The organism is Bradyrhizobium sp. Unk1 (assembly GCF_059512345.1).
This window is the reverse complement of the sequence record NZ_JCAMOP010000003.1, coordinates 74,133-95,854: the sequence shown is the minus strand read 5'-3', so window position 1 is coordinate 95,854 and position 21,722 is coordinate 74,133. Positions and strand designations below refer to the sequence as shown.

The 21,722-nt window shown below is 65.9% G+C and carries 18 protein-coding genes and 1 riboswitch; of the genes, 6 read left to right on the top strand and 12 right to left on the bottom strand.

From position 1 onward, the window contains the following. Window positions 1-7: 7 nt before the first annotated feature. The 4 genes from panE to AC5ZFO_RS04600 form a co-directional block, all read right to left on the bottom strand. The gene (panE, locus tag AC5ZFO_RS04615) at window positions 8-931 is read right to left on the bottom strand and encodes a 2-dehydropantoate 2-reductase (protein WP_282521776.1); all 924 of its coding nucleotides are present in this window, start codon (window positions 929-931) and stop codon (window positions 8-10) included. A gap of 113 nt (window positions 932-1,044) precedes the next feature. Further along, on the bottom strand, window positions 1,045-1,653 hold the full coding sequence (locus AC5ZFO_RS04610; protein WP_282521777.1) for a 2-hydroxychromene-2-carboxylate isomerase: 609 nt from the start codon (window positions 1,651-1,653) through the stop codon (window positions 1,045-1,047). 107 nt (window positions 1,654-1,760) lie between these two features. Next, window positions 1,761-3,110, bottom strand: a complete 1,350-nt coding sequence (locus AC5ZFO_RS04605) for an MATE family efflux transporter (RefSeq protein WP_496121527.1) — start codon at window positions 3,108-3,110, stop codon at window positions 1,761-1,763. A gap of 89 nt (window positions 3,111-3,199) precedes the next feature. Continuing rightward, a complete protein-coding gene (locus AC5ZFO_RS04600) occupies window positions 3,200-3,781 on the bottom strand; it encodes a DUF2239 family protein (RefSeq protein WP_404979809.1) in 582 nt (193 codons plus the stop codon). A gap of 164 nt (window positions 3,782-3,945) precedes the next feature. Here AC5ZFO_RS04600 and AC5ZFO_RS04595 point away from each other — a divergent pair, with 164 nt between their 5' ends. Next, window positions 3,946-4,611 carry a glutathione S-transferase family protein gene (locus tag AC5ZFO_RS04595; RefSeq protein ID WP_282521780.1) on the top strand — a complete coding sequence of 222 codons (666 nt, stop codon included), beginning with the start codon at window positions 3,946-3,948 and terminating at the stop codon, window positions 4,609-4,611. 33 nt (window positions 4,612-4,644) lie between these two features. On the opposite strand, the gene AC5ZFO_RS04590 is transcribed toward AC5ZFO_RS04595, so the two are convergent. Then, window positions 4,645-5,940 carry an MFS transporter gene (locus AC5ZFO_RS04590; protein ID WP_282521781.1) on the bottom strand — a complete coding sequence of 432 codons (1,296 nt, stop codon included), beginning with the start codon at window positions 5,938-5,940 and terminating at the stop codon, window positions 4,645-4,647. A 96-nt stretch (window positions 5,941-6,036) separates the two neighbouring features. Continuing rightward, window positions 6,037-7,788 (bottom strand): gamma-glutamyltransferase, encoded by a 1,752-nt coding sequence (ggt, locus tag AC5ZFO_RS04585; protein WP_496121524.1) that lies wholly within the window; start codon window positions 7,786-7,788, stop codon window positions 6,037-6,039. Window positions 7,789-7,888: 100 nt separating this feature from the next. Between ggt and AC5ZFO_RS04580 the strand changes: the two genes are divergently transcribed. Beyond that, on the top strand, window positions 7,889-9,274 hold the full coding sequence (locus tag AC5ZFO_RS04580) for an MFS transporter (RefSeq protein WP_282521783.1): 1,386 nt from the start codon (window positions 7,889-7,891) through the stop codon (window positions 9,272-9,274). 101 nt (window positions 9,275-9,375) lie between these two features. Here AC5ZFO_RS04580 and purH read toward each other — a convergent pair whose 3' ends face one another. From purH to AC5ZFO_RS04565, 3 genes are all read right to left on the bottom strand, one after another. Further along, complete coding sequence (gene purH / locus AC5ZFO_RS04575; protein ID WP_282521784.1) at window positions 9,376-10,968, bottom strand: bifunctional phosphoribosylaminoimidazolecarboxamide formyltransferase/IMP cyclohydrolase; 1,593 nt, start codon at window positions 10,966-10,968, stop codon at window positions 9,376-9,378. A gap of 25 nt (window positions 10,969-10,993) precedes the next feature. Beyond that, a riboswitch (ZMP/ZTP riboswitch) is annotated at window positions 10,994-11,075 on the bottom strand. Between the two features lie 59 nt (window positions 11,076-11,134). After that, window positions 11,135-12,853: a heparinase II/III family protein gene (locus tag AC5ZFO_RS04570; protein WP_282521840.1), complete on the bottom strand. Its 1,719-nt coding sequence runs from the start codon at window positions 12,851-12,853 to the stop codon at window positions 11,135-11,137. 155 nt (window positions 12,854-13,008) lie between these two features. After that, window positions 13,009-14,355, bottom strand: a complete 1,347-nt coding sequence (locus AC5ZFO_RS04565) for an RsmB/NOP family class I SAM-dependent RNA methyltransferase (RefSeq protein WP_282521785.1) — start codon at window positions 14,353-14,355, stop codon at window positions 13,009-13,011. A 187-nt stretch (window positions 14,356-14,542) separates the two neighbouring features. Here AC5ZFO_RS04565 and AC5ZFO_RS04560 point away from each other — a divergent pair, with 187 nt between their 5' ends. Further along, the gene (locus AC5ZFO_RS04560) at window positions 14,543-14,737 is read left to right on the top strand and encodes a DUF1674 domain-containing protein (RefSeq protein ID WP_282521786.1); all 195 of its coding nucleotides are present in this window, start codon (window positions 14,543-14,545) and stop codon (window positions 14,735-14,737) included. Window positions 14,738-14,806: 69 nt separating this feature from the next. Then, window positions 14,807-15,388 carry a thermonuclease family protein gene (locus AC5ZFO_RS04555; protein ID WP_282521787.1) on the top strand — a complete coding sequence of 194 codons (582 nt, stop codon included), beginning with the start codon at window positions 14,807-14,809 and terminating at the stop codon, window positions 15,386-15,388. 50 nt (window positions 15,389-15,438) lie between these two features. On the opposite strand, the gene AC5ZFO_RS04550 is transcribed toward AC5ZFO_RS04555, so the two are convergent. After that, window positions 15,439-15,954, bottom strand: a complete 516-nt coding sequence (locus AC5ZFO_RS04550; RefSeq protein ID WP_282521788.1) for a L,D-transpeptidase — start codon at window positions 15,952-15,954, stop codon at window positions 15,439-15,441. A 412-nt stretch (window positions 15,955-16,366) separates the two neighbouring features. Beyond that, window positions 16,367-18,313: an acetate--CoA ligase gene (gene acs, locus AC5ZFO_RS04545; RefSeq protein ID WP_282521789.1), complete on the bottom strand. Its 1,947-nt coding sequence runs from the start codon at window positions 18,311-18,313 to the stop codon at window positions 16,367-16,369. Window positions 18,314-18,723: 410 nt separating this feature from the next. Here acs and AC5ZFO_RS04540 point away from each other — a divergent pair, with 410 nt between their 5' ends. Then, on the top strand, window positions 18,724-19,893 hold the full coding sequence (locus tag AC5ZFO_RS04540) for a DNA topoisomerase IB (RefSeq protein WP_282521790.1): 1,170 nt from the start codon (window positions 18,724-18,726) through the stop codon (window positions 19,891-19,893). A 109-nt stretch (window positions 19,894-20,002) separates the two neighbouring features. Here AC5ZFO_RS04540 and AC5ZFO_RS04535 read toward each other — a convergent pair whose 3' ends face one another. After that, the gene (locus AC5ZFO_RS04535; protein WP_085403026.1) at window positions 20,003-20,458 is read right to left on the bottom strand and encodes an SRPBCC family protein; all 456 of its coding nucleotides are present in this window, start codon (window positions 20,456-20,458) and stop codon (window positions 20,003-20,005) included. Between the two features lie 101 nt (window positions 20,459-20,559). Here AC5ZFO_RS04535 and AC5ZFO_RS04530 point away from each other — a divergent pair, with 101 nt between their 5' ends. Beyond that, window positions 20,560-21,654: an adenylate/guanylate cyclase domain-containing protein gene (locus AC5ZFO_RS04530; protein ID WP_282521841.1), complete on the top strand. Its 1,095-nt coding sequence runs from the start codon at window positions 20,560-20,562 to the stop codon at window positions 21,652-21,654. Window positions 21,655-21,722: the final 68 nt, after the last annotated feature.

Genomic DNA, 21,722 nt, shown 5'->3' with positions numbered 1-21,722 from the left:
CGCTGAGCTACCCCGCCCGCTGCTTCTCGTACGCCTTCAGATGCGTATACGCGACGCGCAGCTTCGGCACCGGCACCTTGGCTGCATCGGCGCGCGCGATGAGGTCGCCGATGACGTGATCGGCCTCGACCGGCAGGCCCGCCTTGATGTCGCGGAACATGGATGCCGTCATCGGCGATCCCTCGGTGGTGAGGTTGCCCTTCACGCGCTCGAAGAACGGGCCGCCCGGCGTGTAGCCCGACGCGGTGGCGATCGCGCTGGTCTCGTCCAGCATGCCGAGCAAAAAGTCCCTGCCGCCGGGGGCCGCGAGGATGTTGCCGACGGAGGTTCGCATCAGGCTGGTGCTTGCGGCGAGCGAAGACAGGAACACCCATTTCTCCCACATGTCCTGCATGATGTTCTGGCTGGCGGCGGCGCCATTGATGCCGCTCTTGAAGGCCTCGTCGATCGCCTTGACCCGGTCCGAGAGCTTGCCGTCGCGCTCGCCGTAACTGAGCGACTGCATCGGCTGGAGCTGCACCACTTCGCGCTTCTCGTTCAAGGTTGCCGCGATGGCACAGAGGCCGCCGAGCACGCGCTCCTTGCCGAATTTTTCGTCGAGCGTGTCGAGATGCTTCATGCCGTTGAGCATGGGAATGATCGCGGTATCAGGCCCGACAGCGGCCGCGAACGACTTGATGGCGTCGTCGAGGTCGAACGCCTTGCAGCTCAACAGCACGACGTCGAATTTATCCTTGAGCGCGTCGGCCTGAACGGTCGGCGGATTCTTCAAGGTCACGTCGCCGTTCGGGCTCTTGATGACGAGGCCGGCGCTCGCGAGCTCGCCGGCGCGCCGCGGCCGGACCAGGAAGGTCACGTCGCGGCCGGCCTGCAACAGCCTGCCACCAAAATAGCCGCCGATGGCGCCGGCACCGACCACGAGGATACGCATGGGATTGTCCTTATTGTTGCTATTGGCGGTCTATCTATAGTCGTCATTGCGAGCGAAGCGAAGCAATCCAGAATGCTACCGCGATCACATTCTGTCGCCGGAGAACGAACGGACTACGTCTCCAGCACCATCTCCTCGACCTCGCGCAGCTGCTCCTTGCCGAAGAACATCTCGTTACCGACGAAGAAGGTCGGCGAGCCGAACGCACCGCGGGCAACAGCGTCCTCGGTGTTCTTGATCAGCTTGCCCTTGACCTCGGGCTCCCCGGCGCGCGCGAACAGTTTTTGGGCATCGAGGCCGGAGGATGCTAGCGCCTTCGCTGCGACTTCCGGGTCGTCCATCTTCTTCGGCTCGCGCCACATGTGGTGGAAGGCGGCCTCGACATATCTTTCGAACACGCCCTCGGCCTGTGCCGCGATCGCGGTCCGCATCAGGTTCAGCGTGTTGACCGGGAAGAAGGGATTCATGACGTAGGGCTGGACCTTGAAGCGCTTGACGAAGCGCTCGGTCTCGATCGCCTGGAATTCGCGCTTGTTCTTGATGCCGGCGAGCGTCTCGGCCGGCGACTTGTTGTTGGTCGACTTGAAGATGCCGCCGAGCAGGATCGGCACGTACTCGAATTTGACGCCGATGCGCTGCTCGATTGCCGGGATCGCGAGATGGCTGAGATAGGCGTTCGGGCTGCCGAAATCGAACAGGAATTGCGGGGCTGTGCGGGTCAAAATCGTTCTCCCTGACCTGGCCTTTGATCTGGCTTTTCATCCATTGTGGCGCAGCGCGCGCCACCGGTCCACCGTTTAATGATGGTCATAATATCTTGATGTTCCGGTCAGATCAGACGCCGGATCGCGCGCCTGCGCCACACCGTGAGGTAATAGCCCATCTGCAAAACGAACATGGCGCAGAACACGATCGGATAGGCGGCCCACGCGCCCTCCAGGCCGATCGTACGGCTCAGGATCACAGCGGCCGGCAGCTCGATCGCGAGGATGGCGAAGATCGACAGCAGCATTGGCGTCAAGGCGACGCCGGCCGCGCGCATGGCTCCGGAAAACACGGTGGCCAAGCCGAACGGCACCGAACTCCACAGCGCGATGTGAAGCAGTCCCCCGGCGAGGTCGAGCACGGCACTGTCGGTGATGAAGAGGCCGAGCACGGCCCGCGGCGCCAGATAGATCAGCCCCACCAGCCCGCCGGTCAGGACGATGTTGAACATGAGGCCGGCGCGCACGATGCCATCGAGCAGCGTCCTGTCGCCGCCGCCGATGGCCTGTGCGCCGAGGATCGAGACCGCGATCGAAATCGACATTGCCGTGAACTGCGTGTAGCCCATCACCTGGTTGACCGCGCCATAGGCGGCGGTGGCGTCCGATCCAAAGCCGTTGACGAGTCCGAGCAGCACCAGCTCGGCGATCGCCATCACCACCATGCCGACCGCGCTCGGCAACCCGATGCCGAGGATCTTTCCGAGCACGGCACGATTGAGCCGCAGATGACGCAGCAGCGCGGCATCCGGTGCCAGTGCATGCGTCGTCCGCAGCAGATAGACGGCCAGCGCGATGAGTGTCAGTGCGTTGGCAATCGCGGCCGCCCAGGCCGGACTGGTGATGCCGGCGGCAGGTATCCCGAACGCGCCGCGGATCAGCATCGGCGTCAGGATCAGCCCGATGGTGGTCGACAAGGCCAGCGCCAGCAGCGGCGTCACGGCGTCACCGACGCCGCGGATCATCGCCGTCATCAGCAGGAAGACGAAGCCGAGCGGCATGGTGAGCAGCATGATGCGCGCATAGGCACTGGCCTGGTCGAGGATGTCCGCTGGCGTCGCGAGCATCGTCATCAGTTGCCGGCTGAAGAGGCCGCCGACCAAGGCAACCGAAAGCGAGAGCAGCAGGCCGATGGCGAGCGTCGTGCCGACGACGATCCTGATCCTGCCGTGCTCACCGGCGCCGAAGGCCTGGCCGATCAGCACAGTGGCGCCGGTGCTCAGGCCCATGACGAAGGCGAACAAGAAGAACACTACCGGGAAGAACGCCGACACCGCGGCGAGCGCGTCGACGCCGATCATCTGGCCGAGATAGACGTTGCTGACGGTCCCGAACAGCGATTGCAGCGCGTTGCTCAGCACCAGCGGCGCGAGGAAGCGGAGGAATGTCGTCCAGAGCGGTTTTGGCGCGGACATGGATAGGCCTTTCATCAGGGCGTGCGAAGCCGTTGCCGCGCGATGCACGCGCGGCTTGGCCGTCGATGGGGTGAGAGAAAGTGCTGCGCCTAAGCGCGGTCGCTGTAGGCGAGCTTGACGATGTGGTCGCGGACGTCGACCGGCCAGTCGGCGATCAGTCCGGTGAAGCGCCGCCGGTCATCCGCGAACAGAGCGCGCGAAGCTTCCTCGAACTGCGGCAGATTACCCGCCATGGTCGACATGAAGTGATAGGCCGCGTCACGCGCCTGCCGCTCGCGGTCCTTGTCGCCGCTGACGCGTCTTGCCTCGTCGACGAGCTTCCGTAGCGCAACCGAGGCGCCGCCCGGTTGCGCATTGAGCCATTCCCAGTGTCGCGGGAGCAGCGTCACCTCGCGCGCGACCACGCCGAGCCTGGGCCGGCCGCGCCCGCGCGGCTCGCTCGGTGGTGCGGTCTCCTCGACCGGGGGCGGCACAAGCTTCGCCACCCGCGCCAGCACCTCGCGATCCCCGCCGCGCAGATCGAAGTCGATCGGTCGGCCCGTGCCGTCCTCGAAGATGATGATGGGCTCGTCCGGCGGTGGCGCTATCCGCTTGACGACCAGCGCGACCTCTCCTGCTGGCCCGGACGCCAGGCGGCGATGGCCCTGGAAGGCTGTGAAAGTTCGCTGCATTGAAATCATTGCCATATTGATGACGCTGGCCATTTAATACCCGGGTAATTTGCTGACGTCAATATACCCGGGTGAAATTATCCGTCTGGATGGCTCGACATTGCGTTCCCGGGCTGGCACGAACGCGCGGTCGATCGACCACGCCTAGCCTGGGGACCCCACCGATGCTGACCGTTCACCACCTCAACAATTCCCGCTCGCAGCGGGTGCTGTGGCTGCTCGAGGAGTTGGGCGTGCCCTACGAGATCGTGCGCTATCAGCGCCAGCCGGACATGCGCGCCCCGAAGGAGCTGCGCGCCATCCATCCGCTCGGCAAGTCGCCCGTCATCACCGACAACGGCAACACCATCGCCGAGTCAGGCGCGATCATCGAATATCTCATCGCCACCTACGGCAACGGCCGGCTGATACCGCCGCCGAACACGCCCGAGCGGCTGCGCTTCACCTATTGGCTGCACTATGCAGAGGGCTCGGCGATGCAGCCGCTGCTGCTCAAGCTGCTGTTCACGCTGATGCCGAAGCGCGCACCCGCGCTGCTTCGCCCGCTGGTGCGCAAGGTCTCGAACCAGGCGCTCACCGCGCTGGTCAATCCGCAGCTCAAGCAGCACATGGATTATTGGGAGGGCGAGCTCGGCAAGACCGAGTGGTTCGCCGGCACCGAGTTCACCGCCGCCGATATCCAGATGAGCTTCCCGCTCGAAGCCGCGCAGGCGCGTGGCGGGCTCGAGCTCGGCCATCCCAAGGCGATGGCGTTCCTGGAGCGCATCCACGCGCGGCCGGCGTACGCCAGAGCGCTGGAAAAGGGCGGGCCGTACCAGGTGGGGCGGTAAGTTTCCTCACCGCCCCGGCGTGACAGCGCCGGATCAATCCGCGTGAAGCACGCGCCCGCGCGTCTCCGGCAGGGCGAAGGCGGCAATGAAGAACAGCGCGTAAGCCACCACCGCGAACATCGCGATCGCATTCGCGAGCGACGTCGTCGCCGAGAGCGCGCCGACCAGGAACGGAAACAGCGCGCCGATGCCGCGGCCGAAATTGTAGCAGAAGCCCTGGCCGGAGCCGCGCAGCCGCGTCGGATAGAGCTCGGTCAGGAACGCGCCGATCCCCGAGAAATAGCCCGAGGCGAAGAAGCCCAGCGGGAAGCCGAGCACCCACAGGATCTCGTTGGTGAGCGGCAGCTGCGTGTAGAGCAGCACCACGGCCATGGCGCCGATCGAGAAGATCAGGAACAGATTGCGCCTGCCGATGCGATCCGCGAGCCAGGCCCCGACGAGATAGCCGATGAACGAGCCGATGATCAGCGTCGAGAGATAGCCGGTCGAACCGACGATCGACAGGTGCCGCTCCTTGGTCAGGAACTGCGGCACCCAGAAGGTGACGGCGTAGTAGCCGCCCTGGCAACCGGTCGCCATCAGCGAGGCCAGGATCGTGGTCTTCAGGATCGGGCCGGAGAAGATTTCCCAGAGCGCCGGACGATCGCCGCTCGCGGCCTGTTTTGCGCGGGCCTCGGCCGCGATCTCCGGCTCGGTGACGGAGCGGCGGATGTAGAACACCAGCAGCGCCGGCAGCGCGCCGATCACGAACATCCAGCGCCACGCCGTCTCCGGCGGCAAAGCCGAGAACAGGATCGCCTGCGACAGCACGGCGAGACCCCAGCCGACCGCCCAGCCCGACTGCACCGAGCCGACCGCGCGTCCGCGATATTGCGGCCGGATCGCCTCGCCCATCAGCACGGCGCCCGCCGCCCACTCGCCGCCGAAGCCGAGGCCGAGCACGGCGCGTGCGATCAGGAGCTGGTCGAAATTCTGCACGACCGCGCAGACCAGCGAGAAGAACGAGAACCAGATGATGGTGATCTGGAGCGTCCTGACACGTCCGATATGATCGGAGAGATAGCCGCCGAGCCAGCCGCCGATCGCGGAGGCCAGCAGGGTCACGGTACCGGCGAGTCCCGCCGAGGCCGCATCGACCTTCCACAGCGCGATGATGGTGCCGATCACCAGCGGATAGATCATGAAGTCCATGCCGTCCAGCGCCCAGCCTGCGGCGCAAGCCCAGAACGTCCGCCGCTCCGGCGCGTTCATGTCGCGGTAGAAGGCGAGAAGGCTGGTGTCTTCGATCTCTGCGCGCTCAATGCGCTGGGTCGGATCGGCTGTGCTCATGTGCGTTTCCCCGGCGGTCCCTTAAAGCTGCGCGGTGGTAGCACGCAGGGCAGCCCGCGCAAGCAGGCGCGCGCTGCCGTGCCATGAACGGCGCGACTACTGTCCCGCGGCTTCCGCGCCGCGGGTACGCGGATCGGGCGCGCCGAGTGGCCCGTTCGGCGTCACCATAATCGAATTGGCCGAGGTCTGTCCCATCGACTCGACGATGAGGTGATCCATCGCCTTCAGCTTCAAGAGCACATCGCCGGGAAAGCCGCCTTCGATGCGCACCTCGTCCGGCAGCCATTGGTGATGCAGCCGCGGTGCTGCCACGGCGGCGGCCACATCCATCTTGTAGTCGACCACGTTGACGATGACCTGGAGCACGGTCGAGATGATGCGGCTGCCGCCGGGCGAGCCCGTCACCAGCACCGGCTTGCCGTCCTTGAGCACGATGGTCGGGGACATCGAGGACAACGGCCGCTTGCCGGGCCCGGGCAGATTCGGCTCGAAACCGACGAGGCCGTAGGCGTTGGAAGCCCCGACCGCCGCGGTGAAATCGTCGAGCTCGTTGTTGAGCAGCACGCCGGTTCCGTCGGCAACGAGGCCGACGCCGTAGCTGAAATTCAGCGTATACGTGTTGCTGACGGCATTGCCGCCGGCATCGACGACGGAAAAGTGCGTGGTGTTGGTCCCCTCGCGCGGCGCGGGAGGGGCGGAGACGAGCTGTTTCGACGGCGTAGCGCGCTCCGTGGAGATGCCGGCGCGCAGCTTGGCGGCGTAGCCCTTTGCAGTGAGCGTCTCGATCGGTGCATTGACGAAAGCGGGATCGCCGAGATAGCGCGCACGATCCGCATAGGCGCGCTTCATGGCTTCGATCAGCAGATGCAGCGAAGCCGGCGACCCCTGTTTCAGATCGGCGAGCTGAAAGCCCTCGAGGATGTTGAGCGTCTCCACCAGCACCACGCCGCCGGAGGAAGGCAGCGGCATCGAGACGATGTCGTAACCGCGATAGGTGCCGAGCACCGGGGCACGGACCACCGCAGAATAGGATTTCAGATCGGCCGGCGTCATGATGCCGCCGGCGTCAGTCACGGCCTTGGCGAGCTTTTCCGCGACCGGCCCCTCATAGAAGCCGCGCGGCCCCTGTGCGGCGACGGCCGACAGCGTTTCGGCGAGATCGCTCTGCACCAGCCTGTCGCCTTCGCCGAGCGACGTGCCGTCGGGGCGCGAGAAGATCTTGGCCGACGAGGGCCAGCGCGCCAGCCGCCGGTGCCAACCCGGCAGCGTGTCGGCAAGGTCGTCGGTGACGACAAAACCGTCGCGGGCGAGCGCAATCGCGGGCTCGAGCAATTGTGCAAGCGTGAACCGGCCCGAGCCATATTTTTCCAAGGCCAGCGCAAGACCTGCGACGGTGCCGGGCACGCCGATGCCGAGCGCGGAATCGCGCGACTTCGCAGCATCGGGCTTGCCGTCAGCGCCGAGGAAGATCTGCGGGGTGGTCGCAGCCGGCGCGGTCTCGCGATAATCGATCGTGATGTCCTCGTTGCGCTCGGCCGAATGGATCACCATGAATCCGCCGCCGCCGATATTGCCGGCGCGCGGATACGTCACGGCCATCGCAAAGCCGGTGGCGACCGCGGCATCGACCGCGTTGCCGCCGCGGCGCAGGATGTCGGTGCCGACTTGCGCCGATATCTTTTCCTGCGCCACCACCATGCCGTGCTCGGACGGAACGGCGTGCACCGTGTCGAGCGCGGGTGGGACATAGGCCCGCCGCGCATCCTGGGCGGTCGCAGGCGCAAGACCAAACGCCAGAATGGTAACGAAGGCGAAAAATGTCCGCCGTGTCGAATATGACGACATCATCAAGCTTCCGCCGTGGCCTTGGGGCAGTTCACACGCGTCGCTTCAATGCTATACGGTTTGCCCTCACAGAGGCAAAACTGTTCGTGATGGGGACTGGAATATGACGACGATCGCCCCGGATGCGCGCTTGGTCGGCGCGCAGCGGACCTATCCGCCGCGCGCCGCCGTCATCAGCTGGATTTTCTTCGACTGGGCCGCGCAGCCTTATTTCACACTGATCACGACCTTTATTTTCGCGCCATATTTCGCCACCAGCATTGCGCCAGATCCCGCCACCGGCCAGTCGTTGTGGGGCTTCGCGATGGCGGCCGCGGGCCTCGCGATCGCGCTGATGTCGCCGGTGCTCGGCGCCATTGCCGATGCCTCGGGCCGCAGGAAGCCGTGGATCGCGGGATTCGGCGCGCTGCTGGTGCTGGCGGCCTGCACGCTGTGGATCGGCAAGCCCGGCGATCTCGCCATCATTCCGCCGCTGCTCACGGCGGTCGCGCTCGCCAGCGTCGGTGCGGAATTCGCCACCGTCTTCAACAACGCGATGATGCCGACCCTGGTGCCGCCTGAGCGGATCGGCCGGCTCTCCGGCACCGGCTGGGCCACGGGTTACATCGGCGGCATCGTCAGCCTCGTCATCGTGCTCGGCTTCCTCGCCGCCAATCCCGAGACCGGCCGCACGTTGCTCGGCTTCAAGCCGCTGTTCGGGCTCGATCCGGTCAGCCATCAGGGCGATCGCATCGTGGGGCCGCTGACCGGGCTGTGGTTCATCATCTTCGTGACGCCATTGTTCCTGTTCACGCCGGATTATCCGGCGAAGCACCCGGTGCGCGAGGCGCTGCGCGAGGGATTGTCGGATCTCAAGCAATCGATCAAGGGTCTGCCGCAGCGGAAATCGCTCGCGGCATTTCTGCTCGCCAACATGATCTACACCGACGGTCTGGTGTCGCTGTTCGCGTTCGGCGGCATCTATGCCGCCGGCACCTTCGGCTGGCACACGATCCAGATCGGCACCTTCGGCATCATGCTCGCGATTGCCGGCGCCCTTGGCGCATGGCTTGGCGGCAAGCTCGACGATCGTCTCGGGCCGAAGCACGTCATCGCCGGCAGCCTGCTTGTTCTGTTGCTGGCGGTGGCGGCCATTCTTCTGGTCGACAAGGACAGTGTCCTGTTCGTCAAGGTCGCACCACCTCTTCCGGGCGCGCCCCTGTTCTCCAGCGCGGCCGAGCGCGCTTATCTCGTTTTGGGTTGTCTCATCGGCGCTGCCGGCGGCCCGCTTCAGGCCGCCTCGCGCACGCTGCTGATCCGTCTCGCGCCCAAGGATCGCATCGCGCAGTATTTCGGGCTGTTCGCGCTGACGGGGAAGGTAACGTCCTTCATCGGCCCGCTGCTGATCGGCATGATCACCGCGGTAACGGCGAGCCAGAAGGCCGGCATGGCCGTGCTGGTGGTGTTCTTCGTCGCGGGGCTGGGGTTGTTGATGCGGGTACGGGAGTAGTGGCGTAGCCCGGATGGAGCGAAGCGCAATCCGGGGCCGCTGTTGCTGGGACGTGAAACCCGGATTTCGCTGCGCTCCATCCGGGCTACGCTCGCGGTGAGTTAGTGCCTGAAGTGCCGCGTGCCCGTGAACACCATGGCGATGCCGTGCTCATCGGCGGCCTTGATCACCTCGTCGTCGCGCATGGAGCCGCCGGGCTGCACCACGGCGGTGGCGCCGGCCTCGATGCAGGCGAGCATGCCGTCGGCGAACGGGAAGAACGCGTCCGACGCCACCACCGAGCCCTTGGTGAGCGGCTCGGCGAGCTTGAGCTCATTCGCCGCATCCAGCGCCTTGCGCGCCGCGATCCGCGCTGAATCCACCCGGCTCATCTGGCCCGCGCCGATGCCGACGGTGGCCAGATCCTTGGCGTAGATGATGGTGTTGGACTTGACGTGCTTTGCCACGCGGAACGCGAATTTCAGATCGCGCATCTCGGCATCATCAGGCGCACGCTTGGTGACGACCTTGAAGGTCATGTCGTCGACCACGGCGTTGTCGCGGCTTTGCACGAGGAGGCCGCCGGCGACCGTCTTGGCGGTGAGGCCAGGCGCGCGCGGATCGGGCAGGCTGCCGGCGAGCAGCAGGCGCAGATTCTTGCGCGCGCCGATGATGGCGATGGCCTCCTCGCTGGCATCGGGCGCGATGATCACCTCGGTGAAGATCTTCGTGATCTCGCGCGCGGTGTCGGCGTCGAGTGCGCGGTTCATCGCGATGATGCCGCCGAACGCCGAGGTGGAATCGCAGGCCAGCGCCTTGCGATAGGCGCTGACGAGATCGGACCCTTCGGCCACGCCGCACGGATTGGCGTGCTTGACGATGACGCAGGCCGCGGTGCGCTTGGCGTCGAACTCGCCGATGCACTCATAGGCCGCATCGGTGTCGTTGATGTTGTTGTAGGAAAGCTCCTTGCCCTGGAGCTGCCGCGCGGTGGAGACGCCCGGCCGCTTGTCGGGCGTCGCATAGAACGCCGCGGTCTGGTGCGGGTTCTCGCCATAGCGCAGCGACTGGATCAGTCTGCCGCCGAAGGCGCGGAAGTCGGGCGCGTTGATTTCGAGCTGGCGGTTGAACCAGTTCGAGATCGCGGCGTCGTAAGCTCCAGTGCGCGCATAGGCCTTTGCGGCAAGCCGCCGGCGCAGCTTCAACGTCGTCGATCCGTTGTTGGCCGCGAGCTCGTCGAGCAGGGCCTTGTAGTCCTCGGCCTCGACCACGACGGCGACGTCGTCATGGTTCTTTGCCGCGGCGCGGATCATCGCGGGGCCGCCGATGTCGATGTTCTCGATGCAATCCTGGAAGCCCGCGCCTTTGTCGACGGTGGCCTCGAACGGATACAGGTTGACGACCAGGAGGTCGATCGGCGCGATGCCGTGCGCCTTCATGGCGTCCGCATGTTCCTTGTTGTCGCGGATCGCGAGCAGGCCGCCATGCACCTTCGGATGCAGCGTCTTGACGCGGCCGTCCATCATCTCGGGGAAGCCGGTGAGGTCGGAAACGTCTTTCACCTTGAGGCCGGCCGCGGCGATCGCCTTGGCGGTGCCGCCGGTCGAGACCAGCTCGACATCGTGCGCGGCAAGCGCCTTTGCGAACTCGATCAGGCCGGTCTTGTCGGAGACGGAGAGAAGAGCACGGGTAACGCGGCGGGGATGGTCAGTCATGAGCAAGATCCTCTGTCTTAAGGAGTGTCTATGCCCAGGCGCGCGGCGTCTTTGTCCCGCGCTTCCCGATGGTGCTCCATCCAAGGTCGCCAGTCGCGCGAGCGAGGGCTCGATAGCAGCTTTCGGCCGTTTTCACAACGATGAGATGGGGCCGAATCGTGCGCGTTTACAGCGGAAGTTCCGGCTCGCGCCGGGCGTTGCGGCGGGCATTGGTGACTGCCGGCGAAGCGGTGGAGCGGACGAAGCTCCAGCGGATCGAGGGCCCCTGCCGCGCATCCTGCCGGATCACGATCTGCGCGGTGCGGCGCGGGCCGTCATTGCCGGCCAGGAACACGCTGTCCTCGAGATCGACCTTGTCGTCGAGCGCCTCGAAGGTCCAGACGTCGCGGTTCGGCAGCACCAGCATGACGCCACGGGCATCCGACAGCCGGCTCGCCTTCACCGCCGGATGCAGATGGAAGCGCAACGCGAAGTCGGCGTCGGCGCCCTTGAAGCGTCCGCCCTGCGGCGGCGACAGCGTGTCCTCGCCGTCGATGCGCGCGCCGTCATTGGCGACCATCAGCACGCGGCGATGGATCGCGCCGAATTTCGCGAGATAGCCGTCGTGCGAGGTCGTGAGCAGCGTGCCGTTCTGAACGATCTCGCGATAGCTCTCGACCTCGACGGGGCCGCTGGTAACGGGCGAGCCGTGCAGGAGGCGCTTCATCGCCGACATCTCGACGAACTGGCATGAGGACGTCTCGTGATAGGTCAGCGTCGAATGCGCCGCGGTGCCGCGTGCGAACGGCCGCCAATTGTCGCGGCCCGTGGTCGGCATGCCGCAATTGGTGACGATGCGGCTGATGCCGGAAGACAATTCGAACGACAGGCAGCCGGCATGGGCGTCGTGGCTGACGCCGGCCGGCGGCGGCGGGCCGGTGTCGATGATCAGCGTGGTCTGGCCGGCGTCGAGGCGCTGGAAGCCAGTATGCGGCATGTTCGCCATCGGCGCGCCGTGGGTGTCGTCATAGGCGAGCAGCGTGGCGAGCAGGTCCGAGGGCGTCGCGCTCATGCCGTTGAAGAGCGCGAAATTGCCGTCGCCGTGCCGGAAGAAGCGCAGCATCGGCATCATGCGGTCGATCGCGTTGAGCAGCGCCGGCGGCGGCGCGATGTTGCGCGCGGCAAAGGTCTGCCGCAGCGGCAGCAGGTCGATCAAGATCTCGATCAGCGCGCCCGGATTGCGCGAGATGTGGCCGCCGTCGGGCAGGATCTGCCGCTGCAACTCGTCCGAGAGCTTTTTCGACGCACTGCGGATCTGCCCTGCCTGGTTGGCAAGGCACAGCGCCGCGTAGCATAGCGCGATCAGCACCTGGAGCTTCGGCACCCCGTCGGGAATGTTGACCATGGTGTAGCGCAGGAGGCGGACCTCCCGCGCCAGCGCCCGCAGATAGCGGCGGTAGAATTTGTTGTCGGTGTCGTTGAGCACCAGCGGCGCCTGCGACAGCAGCGAGATCACACGCCGCGCCAGCACGTCGGCGCGCCGTGCGACGGCGCGGCGCTTGTTGGCGGGGTTGGCGATCCAGTCCTCGACCAGCGCGCGCGCATTGGCGCGCGTCAGCGCGGTGTCGGCGGCGCGCAGATGGCGCAGCCAGCCGAAGCCGAGCAGCGCGACCTCCCAGTCTTCCGACGGCGGTTCGAGATCGAAGATCGAGCGGCCGTGGCAATTGACGATCTTGCCGGCGAAGACGAAGCGGCCGGCATAGATCTCTGCGGCGCGGGTCGCATCCGCCGTGCGCAGGTCATGCGGCGCGATGATCAGCCGGTCGGTACGGCCGGGCCAGACCCGCGACAGCGCAACGGAACCGCCGCTCGCGCGCGCGAGCATGTTCCGCGCGAAGCGGTTCATCACCAGCGTCGAGATACGTCTGCGTTGAGCGACCGACACGCCTTGCCTTGGAGGGGGAGAGGATTAACGACGAATCCTTCTTAATCCCAAAATCGGACGTCTGACACCATCTTGAAGTGTCGCGAATCAGCGCCGGCGCAAAAACCGGTGCAAAATCAGGATTTAACGAGCCGGGCTGCGTAGAAACCGTCGAGCCCGCCGAGCTTGGGATCGGCGTTAGGCAGGTGGCTGGGCAGCGTGCGCAGGTCGCCCTCTGTGGTGATGATCTCGCTGAGCCCCGAGACCTCGGAAGCGTCGACCGGCACGCGGCGCAGGCCACTCTCCACGGCCAGCAGCGCGGCAATCGCCTGCTCGCCCTCTTCGGGTTCCAGGGAACAGGTGCAGTAGACCAGCGTCCCGCCCGGCTTGAGCAGCGAGACGGATTTCTTCAGCAGCCGCCGCTGGAGCGCGGTCAGGGCGGCGACGTCGGATTCCTGCCGGAGCCACGCGACATCGGGATGGCGCCGGATCGTGCCGGTCGATGTGCAGGGCGCATCGATCAGGATGCCGTCAAAACCCTCGGCAGGGCCGGCCCATTCCACGGCGTCGGCGACGACAGTCTCGGCCTGGAGCGACAGCCGCGTCAGATTCTCGCGCAGACGTGCCACCCGGGCGGGTGAGCGGTCGATCGCCGTGACATGCGCGCCGGCGTGGGCCAGTTGCGCGGTCTTGCCGCCCGGTGCGGCGCAGAGATCGGCAACGGCCTTGCCCTTGATGTCGCCGAACAATCGCGCCGGCAGCGCGGCGGCGGCATCCTGCACCCACCATTGTCCTTCGGCAAAGCCCGGCAGCACCGTCACCGAGCCGTGCAGCAGCATCCGCACCGTGCCAGTCGGCAGCGTCTCGCCATGCAGGCGGCTCGCCCATTGCGCGGCATCCGATTTCACGGTGAGGTCGAGCGAGGGCTCGTGGCCGAGCGCCAGCGCCATATCCCTTGCGGTCGCCTCGCCGTAATGCGCGCTCCAGCGCGCGAGCAGCCAGGGCGGCAGGTCCAGCGATTGCGCGGCAACTTCATCCACCAGCGCCTTGCCCTCGCGCGCGCAGCGGCGCAGCACGGCATTGACGAGGCCGGCATAACGCGCGGCGCGCCGGTCGGATTGGACGAGGCGGACGGAGAGATCGACCGCGGCGTGATCGGGCACGTCCATCCAGAGGATCTGGGCGGCGCCGATCAGGAGTGCGCTCTGTGCGCGCGGCGCTTCGGAGGGAATGCCCTTGTCGAGCAGGCGGGACAGCACATGGCCGAGCGTGCCGAGCCGGCGCAGCACGGTCGCGACCAGGCGGCGCATCAGCGCGCGATCGCGGTCGGCGAGCGTCTTCAATCCGGGATGGGCACCGCTGCCGTCGAGTTGATCGTCAAGCGTGCGGTGCTTGTGCAGCACGCCGTCGACGATGTCGGCGGCAATCCGCCGTGCCGCGAGACCAGGCACTTCGGACGGAGGGGCGAAACGTTGAGATGGCATGCGGCTTAAGGTTCTTAGCGAGCGGCAGTTCCGCCGCAATGGGCGCATGCCTCGAGAGACCGATCTCTGGCACGCGAATATGCCAAATGTAAGAATGGCCTCTCGTGTTTACAGCCCGTCATGACTATTTCAGCAATGCGATATTGGACCTCGCACGCCCAGTGATCCTGCGCTAGGAACCATCGAGATGAGTGACCAGCCCTCCGTTCCCGATCGCAAGCTCACCCCGGCCGCCCAGCGCGCGCTGGCCGAAGCCGAAGCGCGGCGGCAGGCTGCTGCTGCCCACGCCGCGGCGGCGCCGAAGGAATTGCAGGGACCGAAGGGACCTGAGCCCACCCGCTACGGCGATTGGGAGCGCAAAGGTATCGCCTCGGACTTTTGAGGCTGTCGTTTGAGGCTGGCTTTTGAGGCTATGTTGCCGGATCGCCCGACTCAGCCCTAGCGTGCGCGGATGCCGCGTTTCGATCCCAGCCACCGGCCTTCATACAGTGGTTCGCCGTTCGGTCGCCACTTCTCGGGGCTGTTGCCGTGGATGTTCGTGGTCGGAATCGCGGTGGCCGTCGTGCTTACGTTCCGGCACGGGATGAACTGGCCCTTCCCGCATGCGATCGACGGTCAATCGCGGGATGCCAAGATCATTTTGCAGCAGGCCGATCCGGACATCCGTCAGCCGGTCGACGTCATTCGCACGATCGACGGCGATACCTTTCTCGCTCGCGTGCACCAGCGCGACGGACGTGTTCTCATTGCGCGCGTTCGCCTGCGCGGCATCGATGCGCCCGAGATGAAAGCATCCTGCCAGGATGAATTGGACAAGGCTCAAGCGGCGACCGGCGCGCTGCGCGATCTGCTCGGCCAGGGCGGCGTGACGATCACCAATCTTGGCCCCGACAAATACGGCCGCGTTCTCGCTAATGTTGCGACAAGGCGAACCGCGGACGTATCTGCCGCACTGCTCGCCGGCGGTTACGCGCGCAGCTACAATGGCGGCCATCGCGACGGCTGGTGCGCGCGCGGCTGGCGCTTCTGGTAACAAAAAAGCCGCGTCGAAAGACGCGGCTCTTGCTTGCCTGATCCCGGCGATCAGCGCGTCACGACCACCGTCGTGCCGACCGAGACGCGGCTGTAGAGATCGGTGATGTCGTCGTTGAGCATGCGGATGCAGCCATAGGAGACGAAGCCGCCGACCGAGCCCGGCACATTGGTGCCGTGGATGGCATATTCGCCGCCGGCCAGCGTCATCGCCGCAACGCCCATCGGGTTGCGCGGCGAGCCGCCCGGAATGACGTCCGGGATGCTGGGCTTGTCGCGCTTCACTTCCGCAGGCGGCGACCAGGCCGGGTTGATATATTTGCCGTCGATGCGGGTGGTGCCGGCCCATTGCTTGCCGGACTTGCCGACACCGACCGGATAGCGCACGGCGTGGCCGTTATCGAGGATGAGATAGAGCCGCCGCTCGTTGGTTTTGACCACGATGGTGCCCGGCGAATAGTCGGCCAGGTGCGCCCCCACCATTTCCGGCCGCGCCTGCGCCGCCGTCGACATCAAGACCCCAACCCCGATGGTGGCGGTGAGCGCCACAGCAATCCTTACCGACATCAATTTTTCCTCTGCCCCGAACGGATCGTCAAAAACTACGCAGCACCGGCAATTGCCCGCTTGCCCGGATATTCTTAACCGCGCCTGTTAACCGGATGGTTTCCACGCGCGGCCGCCAAGGGCCCGCCAGCACGCGGAACAAAGAAAATGTTCGAAATAAAGTAAATGACAAGAAAACAACACTTGGCTGGAAAGATGCGGGCGCGGAGCCGCGCGCCCTGACAAGTGCGTGAGGGTGTGAATGGCCGTTATTTGGGGGGCTCTCTGTGTCTCGGACGCGCTGCAGCGCCTTGGCCCTGCTGCGCAGAGCCGGGACCCAGGAGGCCACACGCTCTGCCGTTGGATCGGCCCCGGCTCTGCTGCGCACCGCTGAAGAAGCGCTGCGCTGCGTCCGGGGCACGAGAGCGGAGCCTTACGCCGATTTCTTGTTCTGCCGGTTCTTGACGAGGTCGTCGACCACGGCGGGATCGGCGAGCGTTGAGGTGTCGCCGAGGCTGCCCGGCTCGTCCTCGGCGATCTTGCGCAGGATGCGGCGCATGATCTTGCCGGAACGGGTCTTGGGCAGGCCGGGCGAGAACTGGATCTGGTCGGGCGCGGCGATCGGGCCGATCTCCTTGCGCACCCAGGTGACGAGTTCTTTCCGCAGATCCTCGCTCGGCTCGACGCCGGCCATCAGGGTGACATAGGCGTAGATGCCCTGGCCCTTGATGTCGTGCGGGTAACCGACCACGGCGGCCTCCGACACCTTCTCATGTGCGACCAGCGCGCTCTCGACTTCCGCGGTGCCCATGCGGTGGCCGGAGACGTTGATGACGTCGTCGACGCGGCCGGTGATCCAATAATAGCCGTCGGCATCGCGCCGGCAGCCGTCGCCGGTGAAATACTTGCCCTTGTAGGTCGAGAAATAGGTCTGCTCGAAACGGGCGTGATCGCCATAGACCGTGCGCATCTGGCCCGGCCACGATCGCGTCAGGCAGAGATTGCCTGATGTCTCGCCGTCCAGCACCTTGCCGTCGGCATCGACGATTTCAGGCACGACGCCGAAGAACGGCTGCGTCGCCGAGCCCGGCTTCAGTTTGGTCGCGCCCGGCAGCGGCGTGATCAGGATGCCGCCGGTCTCGGTCTGCCACCAGGTGTCGACGATCGGGCAGCGGTCGTCGCCGACGACGCGGTGATACCACTCCCAGGCTTCGGGATTGATCGGCTCGCCGACCGAGCCGAGCAGCCGGAGGCTTGCACGCGAGGTCTTCTTCACGGGCTCGTCGCCGCTCTGCATCAGTGCGCGGATCGCGGTCGGCGCGGTGTAGAAGATATTGACCTTGTGCTTGTCGATGACGTTCCAGAAACGGGAATTGTCCGGATAATTCGGCACGCCTTCGAACATCAACGTGGTCGCGCCGTTCGCCAGCGGCCCATAGAGGATGTAGCTGTGTCCGGTGACCCAGCCGACGTCGGCGGTGCACCAGTAGATGTCGCCGTCGTGATAGTCGAAGACGTATTGATGCGTCATCGCGGCGAACACGAGATAGCCGCCCGAGGTGTGCAGCACGCCCTTGGGCTGGCCGGTCGAGCCCGACGTATAGAGGATGAACAGCGGATCTTCGGCGTGCATGTGCTCGGCCGGGCATTCCGTCGTCACCATCTTGGCGGCGTCGTGATACCAGAGATCGCGTGACGGATTCATCTCGACCGTGCCGCCGGTGCGCTTGACCACCACGACCCAGTCGACGCCGTCGGCCTTTGCGAGCGCTGCATCGACATTGGCCTTCAGCGGCACCTTCTTGCCGCCGCGCAGACCTTCGTCCGCGGTGATGATCACCTTGGACTGGCAGTCGTTGATGCGCTGGGCGAGGCTGTCCGGCGAAAAGCCCGCGAACACCACGGAGTGGATCGCGCCGATCCGCGCGCAGGCCAGCATCGCGTAGGCCGCTTCGGGAATCATCGGCAGGTAGATGGTGACGCGGTCGCCCTTCTTGACGTTGCGGGTGCGCAGGATGTTGGCCATCCGGCAGACCTCGTCGTGCAGCTCCTTGTAGGTGATGTGCCTGGATTGTGAGGGATCGTCGCCCTCCCAGATGATCGCGGTCTGGTTGGCGCGCTTGTGCAGATGCCGGTCGATGCAATTATGGGCGACGTTGAGGACGCCGTCCTCGAACCATTTGATGGAGATGTTGCCGGGCGCGAACGAGACGTTCTCGATTCTAGTCGGCGCGTGCATCCAGTCGATGCGCTTGGCCTGCTCGGCCCAGAAGGCGTTCGGGTCCGCGATCGAGCGGGCGTACATGTCCTTGTATTTGGCTTGGTCGATCCAGGCGCGCTTGGCCCATTCCGCGGGGACGTCGTAGGTCTTCTCGGACATGCTTCCCTCCAGATACGGCAAGCCGAGCCCAGGTGACTGGCGAGCCGACGTCATCGTTGAACCGATTATGCGTCCGCCTAACCGGACCCGACAAGGAGCACAAGCTGGACCTTCGGCGAGCGGCCGGCCATGCGAAGGATCAACGCCGCCTGGCGCGACTGTCGCAGATCTGAAACAGGCCGGCGCGGCTTTCCAGGTCTTTACCAAATCGCCGGAATAGGCCCGTGCAGGGCGTCCATGCGCCGCAGGAGGTATTTAGAAACCGCTTGTCACTGATTCGGGACTCGCAATGCGGTTCGGAACACCCTAAGTGGCTAACCCGGGTCCCAAGAGACCGCCCAAGGACCCCTTGGAACAAAAATCAGAACAGCGGCATTGACCGATAACAGACAGGGCTAAGGCTTAAGACTATGATGGATCAGCAGAATCTCGGGACGATGCGGCTCGCTTCGGCCGATCCTGCTGCTGTCGCGCTGGCCAAAGCCCTCGGACAATGGCCGAAACCGGCCGGTTCCACCCGTTCCAGCCCGAAAAAGGTGTTCGACACGGCGCCCGCGGCGACGGTCGAGGCGCTCGCCAAGGAACTGGGGCTGCGGCTCGGCGACCAGAACGAGCTGACCATCCGGCGCATCAAGCGCGGCAAGGGCTATTCCTTCGTCCGTCCCAACGGCGCGCATATCCGCGACGCCCGCACCATCCGCCGGCTGCACGCCATGGCGGTGCCGCCGGCCTATCGCCAGGTGCGTTACTCGGCCGATCCGAGCACGCATCTCCAGGCAGTGGGACGCGATGCCGCGGGCCGGCTGCAATATCGCTATCACGCCGATTGGGAAAAGGTTCGCGAGCACCGCAAGGCGCACCGGCTGGAAAAGCTCGTCGGCGCATTGCCAAAGATCCGGCGCAAGGTCTCGGCATTCCTGTCGGGCGACGAGCCGACGCGTGAATTCGCACTCTCCGCCGTGATCGAGCTGATCGCGCGCACCGCGATCCGTCCCGGCAACGAATCCTATGCCCGCCTCAACGGCACCCGCGGCGCCACCACGCTGCTGAAATCCAACGTCTCGCTGGAAGACGACTGTTTCGTGCTGACCTTCAAGGCGAAGGGTGGCAAGGCGGTGCGCAAGGAGTGCGACGCGGCCAAGCTGGTGCGCGCCATCGGCATCCTGAGCGGCGTTCCCGGCAAGCGCATGTTCCAATATCGCGATGCCTACGGCATCGTGCGCGCGGTCAGCACCACGCAGGTGAACGCGTTTCTGCGCGAGATCGCCGGCATCAAGATTTCGCTGAAGGATTTTCGCACGCTGATGGCGTCCGCAGTCGTGGTGGAATCGCTGTCGCGGATCACGCCGGCGACCAGCCAGCGCGGCCGCAAGAAGCAGGTGCTGGACGCGATCCGCGCCGCGGCCGACAAGCTCTCCAACACGCCGGCGATCTGCCGCAAGAGCTACGTCCACGACACCATCGTCACCGCCTTCGAGGACGGTATCCTCGAACGGTTCGCCGCGACCATGAAGGGCCAGCGTTCGCAGGCCAGGCGCGAGCAACTTTTGCAGCAGGTGGTGGCGACCGCGGCAGTTTAAGCGGCGGTGCCGTAGGGTGGGCAAAGGCGCGAAGCGCCGTGCCCACCATTCTTCACGACATTGTTGATAGGCCGCGTGGGCACGCTTCGCTTTGCCCACCCTACGAGAGCTACATCTTGTCTGAGATACCCTTATCCGGACCGGGATCGCTGCCCGCGGCTGCGCTCGTGAGGCGGCCCAGATAATGCGCCCAACCTTTCGCGTGTGCGGCGGCCTGTTCCTCGGTCGGGAGCCCGCTATGGGTCATGCGCAGCAGCGTGCCGCCGTCGCGCTCGATCAGGTCGATCTCGATCAGGCTCGAGCCGGGCGGCACTTCCTGACCGCCCTCCCAGCCGAACGTATAGGCCAGACGATGCACCGGCACGACCTCGCGGAAGGTGCCGCGGCCGACGCCGCCACGCGGGCCGATGCCCTTGAGGAGATAAAGCCCGCCGGGGTGCGGCTCCGTGGTCGCGTCGGAGCCCATCCAGCTCAGGATTTTCTCGGGGTCGGTCAAATAGGCGAAGACGGTGGCGCGAGGGGCCGCGATCTGGGTTTCGCGTCGCACTACGAACGGCTCGGTCATCGGCGATCATCCCTGGGCTGATATTGGCACATGGCGGCGGTGGAGCGGTGCGTCAAGGATTGCCCGTGACAAAGACGGTCCACCTTCGTCATCATCGGGCCATGCAACTCTCCCGGACCCTCGCCTGGCTCGTCGATGCTGCCTCGGATTGCTCCGGGGCCGACCGTCTGCTCGCGGAACTCGGCGCTCATCTGGTCGCCGATGGTGTGCCGCTTGCGGCAGGCAGCCTGACGTTGGAGGTGCCGCATCCGCTGATCGCGAAGCGGACCTGGCTGTGGCGCGCGGAGACCGGCCGGGTCATCGAGGCGCTCGGCTTCGCACCAAGTGGGCTGGCACCCGACCCGCCCAATGATGCCGGTCGCCGCTGGCTGCGCGACATCGCGAGCGGCGAGGTGCACGAAGAGGTGGTCGGACGACAAGATGGGCCGCAGCTCGGCTGGATCGGGCCGCGTCCGTTCACCGCGGACGAGATCGAGCAATTGCGCCAGGCTGCGCGTTTCGCCGCGACGCCGCTGGCCGTGCTCGCCGCGCGCGCCACGTTGCGCGCGACGCTCGATGCCTATCTCGGCAAGCGCAGCGCGGAGCGGGTGCTGGCGGCGCCGCTGCGGCGTGATCTCGGCGAGACCATTCAAGCCGCCCTGCTCTACGCGGATCTGCGCAACTTCACGACCTTGTCGGAGACCACACCGCCGGCCGACGTCATCGCAGCGCTCGACGCCTGGTTCGATCGCATCGCCGGTGCCGTTCATGCCTTCGGCGGCGAGGTGCTGAAATTCATCGGTGACGGCGTGCTCGCGATCTTCCCGGTGGTCGAGGCCTCACCGCGCCGCGCGTGCGATGCCGCCCTGCGTGCCGCAGGCGCAGCCGAAGCCGGCATGGCGTATCTCAACGGGGAGCGCGGCGCTCAAGGACTGCCGCCGCTTGCATTCGGCGCGGCCCTTCATCTCGGCGAAATACTCTGGGGCAATATCGGCGCCGCCAACAGGCTCGATTTCACGGCGATCGGTCCCGCCGTCAATCTCGCCAGCCGGCTCGAGGGATTGTGCAAGCCCCTGGAACGGACCGTGCTGGTATCGGGGGCGCTGGCCGCGGAGACGGACACGCCTCTCGTCGCGCTCGGATCGCATCCGCTGCGCGGCATCGCGTCGCCCTGCGAGGTGTTTACGCTGCCGGCGACGCAAGTGCGGACATCGTAGCCTGGATGGAGCGCCGCGTAATCCGGGGTCGTGCGGCATGAAGACTCTCCCGGATTGCGCTGCGCTCC